General features: G+C 34.3%; 7 protein-coding genes. 3 read left to right on the top strand and 4 right to left on the bottom strand.

Annotation, left to right across the window (positions count from 1 at the left end; genetic code table 11):
• Window positions 1-19 precede the first annotated feature (19 nt).
• The 3 genes from SCB73_RS19085 to lacZ all read right to left on the bottom strand — a co-directional run bounded on the left by SCB73_RS19085 (window position 20) and on the right by lacZ (window position 8,698).
• Window positions 20-1,261: a DUF2264 domain-containing protein gene (locus SCB73_RS19085; protein ID WP_320567769.1), complete on the bottom strand. Its 1,242-nt coding sequence runs from the start codon at window positions 1,259-1,261 to the stop codon at window positions 20-22.
• A gap of 59 nt (window positions 1,262-1,320) precedes the next feature.
• Window positions 1,321-5,415 carry a hybrid sensor histidine kinase/response regulator transcription factor gene (locus SCB73_RS19090; RefSeq protein ID WP_320567770.1) on the bottom strand — a complete coding sequence of 1,365 codons (4,095 nt, stop codon included), beginning with the start codon at window positions 5,413-5,415 and terminating at the stop codon, window positions 1,321-1,323.
• A gap of 166 nt (window positions 5,416-5,581) precedes the next feature.
• The gene (lacZ, locus tag SCB73_RS19095) at window positions 5,582-8,698 is read right to left on the bottom strand and encodes a beta-galactosidase, LacZ type (RefSeq protein ID WP_320567771.1); all 3,117 of its coding nucleotides are present in this window, start codon (window positions 8,696-8,698) and stop codon (window positions 5,582-5,584) included.
• Between the two features lie 365 nt (window positions 8,699-9,063).
• Here lacZ and SCB73_RS19100 point away from each other — a divergent pair, with 365 nt between their 5' ends.
• Window positions 9,064-9,510 carry a GNAT family N-acetyltransferase gene (locus SCB73_RS19100; protein ID WP_320567772.1) on the top strand — a complete coding sequence of 149 codons (447 nt, stop codon included), beginning with the start codon at window positions 9,064-9,066 and terminating at the stop codon, window positions 9,508-9,510.
• A 3-nt stretch (window positions 9,511-9,513) separates the two neighbouring features.
• Here the strand turns inward: SCB73_RS19100 and SCB73_RS19105 are convergent, their stop codons facing one another.
• Window positions 9,514-10,377 (bottom strand): LysR family transcriptional regulator, encoded by an 864-nt coding sequence (locus tag SCB73_RS19105; RefSeq protein WP_320567773.1) that lies wholly within the window; start codon window positions 10,375-10,377, stop codon window positions 9,514-9,516.
• A 63-nt stretch (window positions 10,378-10,440) separates the two neighbouring features.
• Between SCB73_RS19105 and SCB73_RS19110 the strand changes: the two genes are divergently transcribed.
• Both SCB73_RS19110 and SCB73_RS19115 read left to right on the top strand, forming a co-directional pair.
• Entirely contained in the window at window positions 10,441-10,962 is a 522-nt protein-coding gene (locus tag SCB73_RS19110) for a GNAT family N-acetyltransferase (RefSeq protein WP_320567774.1), read from the top strand.
• A 15-nt stretch (window positions 10,963-10,977) separates the two neighbouring features.
• Window positions 10,978-11,865 (top strand): DMT family transporter, encoded by an 888-nt coding sequence (locus tag SCB73_RS19115; protein WP_320567775.1) that lies wholly within the window; start codon window positions 10,978-10,980, stop codon window positions 11,863-11,865.

The following is an 11,865-nucleotide window of genomic DNA, read 5'->3' on the forward strand; positions in this document are numbered from 1 at the left end:
AATAATATTAAGCGTTTAATTATTTTGAAGCATGATCAATTGGAATTTCCTGACCCGACCAAATTTTCTTTTGTGTCCAAGGTTGATAAGGATCACTCCAAAAAGAATCAGTTGCTGGAAGACCCAAAACCAAAAAAGCTTCCGAACACAAATACAAACTTCCCGTTGAGATATATCCTTCGCCAATATTAGGCTGACGCCCATACAGCCCAATTTGAAGCCAGCCGTTTTTATCAAAAGTTTCCTTGGCATTTATTTGATTATTGATCATAAAATATAATGCTGAACGAACTTGTGCTGGATCAATTTCTTTTGGCAATTCTTTCCAAAGTGCAATTTGTGACAGCAATTGAAATGCTCCAAAACGATACGCCAATGATCGTCCAATTGGCGGATAAGTTCCATCAGGCGAAATCAATCTTTCCTGAATTGTCGCATAACGTCTCGCTCTATTTAATTCGGTTTCAAAGTCTTTTTTATAATCGTCATTTTTATCTTTCAATACATTTAAAATATCCAACTGCATCGGGTGAATTACAAAACTGTTGTAATAATCCCAATGAAAATCGGGTCCGTCACCATAAATTCCATCGCCTAAATACCATTCTTTATGCTTAAGCAAAGCAAAATTCAACCGATTTGGATCTTCTTCTTTATCAAATTTAATAATCGCTGCTTCGACCATTCCGGCAAAAAGAAGCCAATTGCTTTGATACGGTTCAATTACCCGAGTTGATTTTAGTGCCGTAATAACATTTGCTTTTGTAACTTCATCAAGCGGTTCCCAAAGCTGATTTGGTGCACGAAGCAAAGCCTGCGCAAAAAAAGCAGCATCAACCAAGGGCTGTTTGTCTTTTACAAAATTCATGAAATCTGTGGCATTTGGATCAGTCGCATTGTGAATTGATTTTTGTGCCAAAGCGATATACTTTGCTCTTAATTTTCCTTCCGAAGTATCATCCGCGCCTAATTCCAGCCAAGGCGCCATTCCTGAAAGCGTTCTTCCAAAAGCTTCCAAATAGGTCACATGTTTTCGGTCGTCCCAAGCTCCAGGCGATTTTTCAACAGGCATTAATGCTTTCAGCTGATTATTACTTAAAGCCGTCAAAACCGGATCTCCAATTTTAATCAAAGAATTTACAAAAAAGGCACGCACTTTTTCTGGAGAATCTTTTTCAGGTTTCTTAGATTGTCCGTGAACATTCAGAACTAGAAGACAAATAAATACTGCTAAAACAGCATTTTTAAAACGATGACTCATATATTTTTTTTTATCTTTTTATATTTTCTTTCATAGTACTTAATTCTAAATACTTAATACTACGTAGATTTCCAAAAGCTTTCGTTCAGAATGTATTTGTTGTCCTTTACATTCTGATATTTCTTTTTAAACTCTGAAGGATTTAAATTATAAAACAGCTGAAAATGTTTTCTGAAATATTTAATATCTCCAAATCCAGCAATTGAAGCGGCTTGACTTATTTGCAAATCGGTTGTAATTAGTAATGTAGCCACTTTTCGAAGACGAACGTTTCGAGTAAATTCCAAAACCGATTTTCCTGTAATTTTTTTGATTTTTTTATAAACCAAAGAATGGCTCATTCCCAATTCACTTGCTAAATCTTTAATATTAAAATCGTCAACATCTAAATTTGAATCAATGATTTCAATGATTTTATCTAGCAGTTTTTTATCCTCGTCAGACAATTTTGGACCTGCAACATTTTTTGTAACCGAATTAAGCAAATAGTTTTGTTCACTATCACGACGCGTTAAGATTCCGTTAATTCGCGCTAACAAATATTCATTATCAAATGGTTTTGTGATATAGTCATCGGCACCCACTTCGGCGCCTTTTAATTTTACTTCTTCAGAAGTTCCGCCGGTAAGCAGAATTACAGGAATATGTTTCAAATCAGGATCTGATTTTATGTGTTTGCAAAAAGCCACACCATTCATTTCTCCCATTACAACATCCGAAATGATCAAATCTGGTTGTACATTTTTGACAATTTGCAATGCATTTTCAGCATTTTCAGCTGTTGCGATATGATATTTTGAGGCTAAAATTCGTTTTAAGTAATTCCGAATCTGAACATTGTCATCAACAACTAAGATACTTTTGGCATCCTTAATTACATCTTTTACATTTTCAGGCTCTTCTTCTATTGTCTGTAAAACATTCTCACGAATTACTGTATCTTCTAAAGCTTCATCTAAAAACAAAGTTCTGTCGCTGAGATCTTCACGAATTTCAATATCTCCAAAATGCTCTTTGCCTAAAAGCAGTCTTATTTCAAAAATAGATCCGCCGTTTTCATTATCACGACAACTCACTTTTCCGTGATGTTGCGTTATAAATTGCTTTACCAAATACAATCCGATACCAAATCCTTTGCGATTGTTTTTGACATTTTTCCCCGATTGATAAAACAAATTGAAAATTTTGTCTTTGTCAGCATCCTCAACTCCTTCGCCATTATCGGTGACATTTATGATAACTTCTGTTTCAGTACATCTCAAATTCACTGCAACTTTTCCATTTTCTTTTTCGGTAAACTTTAAAGCATTGGAAATCAAATTAAACAAAGCCATTTCTATTTTTTCCCGATCAACATAAACCAACAGTTTTTCTTCAGAAATACTAAAACTGTAGTCAATTTTTTTTGATTTTGCATGTTGCACAAAACAGCTAAAAACCTCTTTGCATAACTCTACAATGTCAATTTGACCAATTTTAAGTTTTCCGGTTTCGGTTTCAGTTTTTCTAAAAAGAAGCAATTGATCAACCAAACTCAACAATCTTCGGGAATTACTATAAACCATTTCAATTGCCGCAGGATCAATTTGCTGTTCAGTGCCATAAATAATATCTTTCAACGGATTGATAATCATTGTTAAAGGCGACCTGAATTCATGCGAAATATTCGTGAAAAAAGTTAATTTTTTCTCATTCAACTCTTTTTCCTGTTTCGCTAAATCCTGCGAAAGTCTTACTTCATACTTCAATTGTGCTTGCTCTCGTTGGTATTTGTCAACCACATAAATAATGAATCCCAAAACAATAAAATAAAACCCGTAAGCCCACCAGCTTCTGTACCAAGGTGGCAAAATAGTAATGGGCAAAGAAATAGATTTAGAATTCCAAATTCCTTCAGCATTCGTCGATTTGATTTTCAAAACATAATCACCTTCTGTAATTCTGGAATAATTGGCACTTCTGATATTATCCACATAATGCCATTGCGAATCCCATCCTTCTAGAAAATAAGCGTATGAAATTTTTTCCGGCAAACTATATTCTAAAGCGGCAAAATCAATGTTCAGCATCGATTCATCATACGGAAGTTTTAACTTTTCGACTCCAAACGCACCTAAACCATCTTGATCAAAAACTTTATTGTTTACTTTAATCGAAGTGATAATCAGTTTTGGGAAAGCATGAACTTGACTATTAATTCGGGTATCAATGATATTAAACCCCTTAATCCCACCAAATACAATTTCGCCTGTAGAAAGTCTTAACGCTGCATTGTAATTAAATTGATTGCTCTGAAGTCCGTCTGCATCATGATAGCTTGTAATTTTTCCTGAGTCAACATTATAAACAAATATTCCGTTATAGGTACTGCACCAATAAGCACCTTGTTTGTCTCGAACGATATTTAAAATCGAATTATTTGGAAGTCCGTTTCGTTGCGTCAAAAATTTCTTTTCAAAAGTTTTCGGATTAAAAATCATCAAACCGCCACCCTCAGTACCAACAAGCATTTTGGTATCCGAATGTGAAATTATGGATCGAACGGGATATTTGACATCAATTTCTCTTCGTTGCATCGTTTTTGGGTCGAAACGAAATAACTTTGAAAAATTTCCAATCCAAAGATGATTCTGATCCTGAGTCATCGAAATAATACCTCGAATTTTGGCATCGACAAAATCAAACTGATCTGTTTTTTCATTATATCTGTACAAACCTTCTTCATCTGGCGAAGCCGTCCATAATATATTTTTGTTGCATTTGAATAGTACCCAAATGTTCTTTTGAATTGTATTAAGTTTTGGATTAAATAGATTGTACTTTTTAAAATTGCGCGATTGAGAATTAAACAAACACACGCCTCCGCCATACGTTCCAAACCAAGTTCCTTTACTATCTTTTAGAATTACAGAAACAAAATTGTTGCTCAGTGAATTTGGATTACTTGCATTGTAAGCATAATTGGTAAACGTATTTGTTTTTCTGTTCCAAAGACTTGCGCCTGCTCCATCTGTTCCAATCCAAAGATTTTCTGAATCTTGTTCGCATAATGAAAGAATAAAATCACTTGGCAAAGTATTTTTTGTCAGCTCGTTTTTAGAAATGGTCACAAAAGGGCTTTTCGTTTCTTCAATCGTATTGACACCGCCTCTCAAAGTCCCAATCCAAACGCGGCTTTCATTATCTAAATAAAGCGATGATATAGCATTGCTATTGAGTTTTTCTTCATCAAGACAAGCATTCAAAAGAAAAAAAGAATCTTTGTTGTAATTGTATTTTACGACTCCATTTCCGTTTGTAGCGATCCAAAGTTCATTGGTGGAAGCCTTAAACATTAAATCTGAAATCGGATATTGAATTTCCTGATTGACATAAAGATGATTCGTTTTATTTTTTGTGTTGTATTTCAAAAGTCCTTCCTCAGCTGCCATCCAAATATTTGAATATTTGTCGAATAAAATACAGCCACTTCCGACAGAACTCTCAAAAACAACAGAAAGTCTTTTGGCTCCAGATTCCATCGCTACTAAACCCACACCCGCAACTGAGCACCACAATTTGCCCGAAGCATCAAAATCCATTTCTTGTACGTGAAAATCCCATTTTAGTTTTCCTTTTACCAAAAGCGGAATCTGAATAATATCTTCATTTTCTCCTGCAGCATACAACAAGCCTTTTCCTGCAGTTGCGATATACATTTTTGCCTTAAAATCACGAATTTGATTGACTACAAAATCAATCTTTTCACTTTTCGAAGTTTTGGCATTTATGTAGTTCTTCGAAATAAATTTATTTCCAAGATAATCGTAAACGCTGATGCCGCCTTTTGTTCCAATCCAAATTTCATTTTGGGTTCCGCAAATACTCACTACTCTGTTGTTTACTAATGAATTAGAATCGTTTGGTTCGTTTCTAAAACTCAGAAAATTATAACCATCATAGCGACTGATTCCATCGTAGGTTCCAAACCACATTAAACCTCTTTTGTCTTTGTAAACTGATGTTACAGCATTGTTTGCAAGACCATTTTTAATTCCGAGATAACCAATATCATATTTTTTTTGTCCAAATTTTGGAATAGAACTCCCTGAAGTCTGCGGTTGAGCTGACAAATGAACTAAAAGTGCTAAAAAGAATAGAATTTTGGTTTTCAAAATTTCGATTTTGAGATTAAGTTTATTTTTTTTCTAATCTGATTTCCTTCAAAAAATCAGAATTAAAAATTATTCGTGTGAAAAATACAATTATAAAATCAATCTTAAAAAAAACCTATGAAAATAAATCATAGGTTTTTCATATAAAAAACACATACAATTCTTATCAATTAACCAATGAAATTATATAAGAGTAAGTATATTTTTTATCTGTTAAACGGTATTGATCATGTGGCAAACGCCCCCAGCTGTCATCTCCTCCCACTCCTCTTTGTCTATAATCCAAATGAAGATAAACGGCTTCTTTAGAATCTAAATCCAAATCACAAGGATGGCGCTGTGCTTTTGTTTTTCCGGGATCCAACATTTCTGTTGAGATATTTAAAGCGCTAAAACCTAATGTCTGTAAACCTTCAAATCTTACGCCTTGGCCCTTATCATTTTTTAAAGACAACCAACGAACATCGGTTTTGTAACCGCCTTCTTGCGGGCGAATGTAACTTTTAGTGTACTGATTTATAACCTTATCTGAGTATTCGCCAACAAATGCCGCCGAATTTCTATCTGAATAATTCTCCCACGGACCTCTTCCGTAATACGTCAAATTATCAAATGCTCCATTTAGTTTGGCACGCATTCCAAAACGAGGCATTTCTGGCAATTCTTTTCCAGCTAAATCAATAGAAGCTGTAACTTTTATTGCTCCATTATTCTGAATCAAATAATCAACTGTGTACGGAACATCAACTGTCGCTAATTTGTAAACTGCTTTTATCAATAATCCATCAGTTGCTTTTTTGTCTAAAACGACACTTACAACTGTAGCATTTTTTGAAGCTTCTTTCCAAATCACTAATTTATTTTCCATATTGCTTCCAAAATCATTATCGGTTGGAGCACGCCAGAAATATGGAGTTGGGAAATTGCTGAAAATTGCATTTGATTCATTTTTTAAGTTGTATTTTAAAATCTCTCCTTTTTTAAGATCAAATTCTCCAGCAACATTTTCAGTTTCAAAAGAAACTAGATCATTTTTAACTGTGTACCTTAGTTTTGAAGCAGTTTTTGCGCTTTCATTATTTTTGAAATAAGAGCCTTTTCCTATTGCAAATTGCTCTCTAGCAAATTCATGCCCTTTTGCAACCAAAGGCGCATTAGCTTTTGAATAAGCAAAAACATTTACATAATATTCTGAAGTTGCATCGATTGTACCTGTATTTAAAGTGATTTTTTTACTTTCTGCTGGTGCGGCTTCCATGCTAAATTCTCCAGATTTTGTAACAACACCGTTTTTAACCAATTCCCATTTGAAATTAAAATCAGAAAGATTGGTAAAATTATGAAGGTTTGTCACCGTTAAATCAGATTCATTATCAAGCTGAAAATGAATATTTTGATATACTTTTTTGATTTCACTTAAAGCTGGTTTTGGCGTTCTGTTAGAAAATATCACACCATCGGCACAACCATTTTCATCATTCTGCAATTTTGAAGCGCCCAAATCACCACCGTAAGCCCAAAATGTTTTTCCTTTTGCATCTTTCGTTTTTATTCCTTGGTCAACCCAATCCCAAATAAATCCGCCTTGCATGTGTTTGCAGCTGTTGATGATATCCCAATATTCCTGAAAATTTCCACCGCTATTTCCCATTGCATGTGCGTATTCACACATAATATACGGACGATTTTTATCAGCAGATGCATACGCTTTCATGCTTTTGATTCCAGGGTACATCGGGCAGACAATATCTGTATTTCTGTTTTCTCCAGCTTGTTCAAACTGGACCGGACGAGTAGAATCCATTTTTTTCAACCAATCGTAAGCATCGTAAAAAACGGGGCCATTTCCGCACTCATTTCCTAGAGACCAAATAATAATGGAAGGATGATTTTTATCAAAAGCAAACATTCTTTTGATACGGTCTAAATGCGCCGGCGCCCATTCTGGCAAATACGCCGGATGTTTTTTCTGATCAAACCAATTTTGCCACTCTGCACCCATTGCATGTGATTCGATATTTGCTTCATCTACAACATAAAATCCATATTCATCACATAAATCATAAAATTTTGTGTCATGAGGATAATGGCTCATTCTGATGGCATTAATGTTAAATTCCTTCATTAACTGAAGATCTTTCAGCATTAATTCTTCATTTGGAACGTGTCCGTTTACGTCATCATGTTCGTGGATATTCACCCCTTTTACCATCACCGCTTTTCCGTTAACCAAAAGCTGTGCGTTTTTGATTTCCACTTTTCTGAAACCTGTTTTTTTAGAAACGGCTTCCAAAATATTTCCTTTACTTTCTAATAATGTAATGGTATATTTATACAAGTTTGGCGTTTCGGCATTCCATTGTTTTACATTTTCAACAGTTGCCGAAAAGCTTACATTTGAATCTTTTGCATTTACTTTTTTGCTTTCAGAATAAACCGTTTTTCCTTCTTTGTCAAACAATTCTACTTTTATAGAAGGATTTTTGATCTTATTATTTTCGAAATATTTTAAAGCAACATCAATAGTAAAAAGTCCGTTTTTGTATTGATTGTCTAAATCGCTTTTTACAAAATAATCCCAAACCGTAGTTTTTGGCATTGCCTGCAAATAAACATCACGCTCAATCCCACTTAATCTCCAGAAATCTTGATCTTCTAGATAACTTCCGTCGTGCCAACGAAAAACCTGAACCGCAATTAAATTTTCTCCTTTCTTCAAAAAAGAAGTGATATTGAATTCGGCCGGAGTTTTAGAAGCTTTGGTCATACCAACTTCTTTTCCGTTTAAAAATACCCGTGCATAACCCGAAATTGAACCAAAATGAAGTATAATTTCTTTATCATTCCAAGAATCTGAAACCGTAAAATTGCGTCTATAACTTGCAACTGGATTATAATCTCCTGCTATAAATGGAGGATTTTTAGGAAACGGATACGTAATATTAGTATAAATTGGAATGTCATATCCTTGCAATTCCCAGTTTGAAGGCACTTGAATTTCTGACCATTTGCTCACATCAAGATTTGGTTCGAAAAAATTCGTTGATCTTTGTGCTGGAGTTTTAACAATATCGAATTTCCAAAGTCCATTCAAACTTTGATACAATGCCGATTTTTTAGGATTGTTTTCCTTTAATTCCTCTGCATTGCTGTACAAAAGAAACGAACTTCTTCCTGATTCTTTTCCTCGATCTAATACTTGCGGATTTTCCCATTCATTAGTTTGTGCAAAATTAATCTGTGCACTTAAAAACAGCGACGCTGCTAAAAAAATTTTCTTCATCTAACTATTTTTGATTGTCTAAGGTTTTGTTTTTCAAAACAGAAAAAATGTCATTCCAAATTGATTTAAAGCATTTCTTTATAAAAAACTTATAAAAAAGCAACGGCCCTAACACTAACCAAATCTTAAAAACGTACGCCTTAAATCAATTTGGAATGACAAATTCACGAATCACAAATTTAGATATTCACTTAAAAGACATGAGGGGCAATCCAATATAGTAAAAGGGGTATTTTGGTATTTATACACATTCTGTACAATTTTACCCCCTCTTTTAATGCGTTTCTAGCATCACATGATAAAAAAATAGCATTTTATATCATTACTCAGGATTTTATCTTTGACAAAAAATAAAGCGGTATTTAATGAATTACACTTATACTATTAAATCATTTGGAGAATTCACCAATTTGGAACTTTATCAAATGCTCCGTTTAAGAAGTGAAGTTTTTGTGGTTGAGCAAAATTGCGTCTATCTTGATTTAGATAATAAGGACCAAAAAAGTTTTCATCTTTTATATTATGTAAATGATGAATTGGTTGGTTGCACGCGATTACTTCCAACAGGTTTGTCTTATGATGAAGTTTCTATTGGAAGAGTTGTAATTACTCCCGCTTATCGCGGATTAGGTTTAGGAAAAAAAATTATGGAAGCTTCGATTACGGGTTGTGAGGAAAAATTTGGCGAAGGCCCAATTCGGATTAGTGCGCAATATCATTTATCCAACTTTTATCAGTCTCGTGGATTTGTGGAACAAGGCGAACCGTATGACGAAGACGGAATTCCGCATATCGAAATGTTGCGAATTTAAAAATTACGGAATAATTAGTTTTAAGACATTGGACAACACAGGATTATGATCTTCAGTTCGCCAATTCAGATACAAATCGGTTTCAAGTGGCATTTTTATAAATCGGATGCCAGGAATTTCATGAAAAAGATAAGAATCAGGCAAAATTGCAATTCCGAGTCCTTTTCGCACCAAAGCAATAATCGCTGATCCGAATTCAGAATGAAGATAGACTTCTGGCGCATTTTCCAAAGAATTGAATAATCGCTGAATCAAATCGCTGTAACTGCTGCCTTCATCATTTGTTGGAAGAATAAATTTTTGAAAAGCGAGTGTTTCTTTTGTCAAATCTTCGGGCGTTTTGTATGGATGATTTTCGGGAACAACGATGGCTAAATTATCGGTATAGAATTTTTCTGAAGCAATATCTTTGGCATTATTTATATCTCTGGTAATCGCCAAATCGATTTTATAGTTTCGAAGAAAATCCTGCTGATCTTCATAAAGAACTTGAACCAATTTGATTTTGAGTTTTGGAAAAGTACCTGAAATTCGGGATAAAATATCGGGCATGATTGAAGCCGAAATAGAATCTGGATGTGCAATAGTGATGGTACCGCTTTCGCCCAACTGAATCTGGCGCGCCGACTGATGAATGAATTCAAGTTTGCTGAGCTCGACTTCCCATTTTTCTTTTAGAAATTGACCCGCTGCAGTAAGTTTGACATTACGTTTGTTTCGCTCAAAAAGTTGAACTCCCAATTGGTTTTCCAAAGACTGAATTTGTCTGCTGAGTGCCGATTGTGTAATATTCATCTTTCCGGCAGTGTTCCAGAAATGAAGCTCTTTGGCAAGAGCCAAAAAATATTTGATTTGCTGTAAGTCCATTGATGCAAATTACGCATTTATTAAAGACAAAAACAGCTTTTAATGCATTAAAAATAAAATAAAATGAGTACGCTAAAAATTACAAAAGCAACGCTAAATGATATTGCAAAACTTCAAGATATTGGCAGAATAACTTTTTCTGAAACTTTTGCAACAGTAAATTCAGAAGAAAATATGGCAAAATATCTGGAAGAAAGTTTTGCTACGGAAAAATTGACTTCGGAACTTCAAAATGAATCTTCTTATTTTTATTTGGCAGCAATCGATGAAAAAATAATCGGTTATTTAAAATTAAACACAGGAGAAGCGCAAACCGAAAAACAAGATAAAAACGCTCTTGAAATTGAACGCATTTATGTTGCAAAAGATTTTCATGGCAAAAATATTGGGCAAGAATTGTATGCTCAAGCTTTAAAAACTGCAACAGCACTAAATGCTTCCTATATGTGGCTTGGCGTATGGGAAAAGAATTTTAGAGCTGTTAGTTTTTATACTAAAAATGGTTTTGAGCAATTTGACACTCATATTTTTAGATTGGGCGACGATGAACAAACCGATTTGATGATGAAAAAAATCTTAGCCTAAAACCTAAATTTCAAAATGAAAAAACAAAAACTTTTATTGATTTTGCTGATTATTGGCACTGCTTTTTGGGGAATTTCATATTCAATTACCAAAATGGCGATTGGCGATTATTCTCCGGCGACCTTTTTGTTTTACCGATTTTTATTGGCTGTCCTTGTTTTGACCCTTATTTTTTGGAAATACGTCCGAGCAATCAATCTTGAAGCCATTAAAACCGGAGCCATCCTAGCAATTCCGATGTTTTTAGGCATTCATTTGCAGACCATTGGACTTAAACATACGAATGCTTCACAATGTTCTTTCATTGCCGGATTAACCGTTATCATTATTCCGTTATTAAAATTAGCGATTTACAAAACCAATACTTCATTAAAAATTTGGATCGCGGCTTTGACCGCTTTAATGGGTTTGTTTATTATTGCCATCAAAGATAAATTCGAAATAAACATTGGCGATTTATACACCATTGCGGGAGCTTTTGCCTTTGCTGTTTACTTGATTACGGTTGAAAAGCATTCGGCTTTAAAAAATCTTTTGTATTCGATTGTTCCAATGTTTGCGTTTTGTGCGCTTTTCACCTTTTGTATTGCGCTTACAGATCACAATGCCGATTGGTTACCAAAAAATAATACTTTTTGGCTTGGCGTAGTGTACTGTGCCTTGTTTTCAACCGCTTATATGTACACGGTTTCTAATATTTCGCAACGTTATTTATCTGCCGAAAGAGTCGCTGTCATTTATTTGTTTGAACCTGTTTTTGGCGCTATTGGAGCATTTTTTATTTTGGGTGAAAATCTTGGTTGGAGACTTCTTTTGGGCGGCACTCTTATTTTTTCTGCAACTATTATTTCTGAAGTTAATTTTAAAACGGATAAACTTAAGTTTTTGGCGAAAAAGAATTAA

The organism is Flavobacterium sp. KACC 22761 (genome assembly GCF_034058155.1).
Taxonomy (GTDB): domain Bacteria; phylum Bacteroidota; class Bacteroidia; order Flavobacteriales; family Flavobacteriaceae; genus Flavobacterium.

Excerpts from the sequence above, each read along its gene's own strand:
- SCB73_RS19085 (WP_320567769.1), bottom strand. The coding sequence starts at position 1,261 with ATGAGTCATCGTTTTAAAAATGCTGTTTTAGCAGTATTTATTTGTCTT.
- lacZ (WP_320567771.1), bottom strand. The coding sequence starts at position 8,698 with ATGAAGAAAATTTTTTTAGCAGCGTCGCTGTTTTTAAGTGCACAGATT.
- SCB73_RS19100 (WP_320567772.1), top strand. The coding sequence starts at position 9,064 with ATGAATTACACTTATACTATTAAATCATTTGGAGAATTCACCAATTTG.
- SCB73_RS19105 (WP_320567773.1), bottom strand. The coding sequence starts at position 10,377 with ATGGACTTACAGCAAATCAAATATTTTTTGGCTCTTGCCAAAGAGCTT.
- SCB73_RS19110 (WP_320567774.1), top strand. The coding sequence starts at position 10,441 with ATGAGTACGCTAAAAATTACAAAAGCAACGCTAAATGATATTGCAAAA.
- SCB73_RS19115 (WP_320567775.1), top strand. The coding sequence starts at position 10,978 with ATGAAAAAACAAAAACTTTTATTGATTTTGCTGATTATTGGCACTGCT.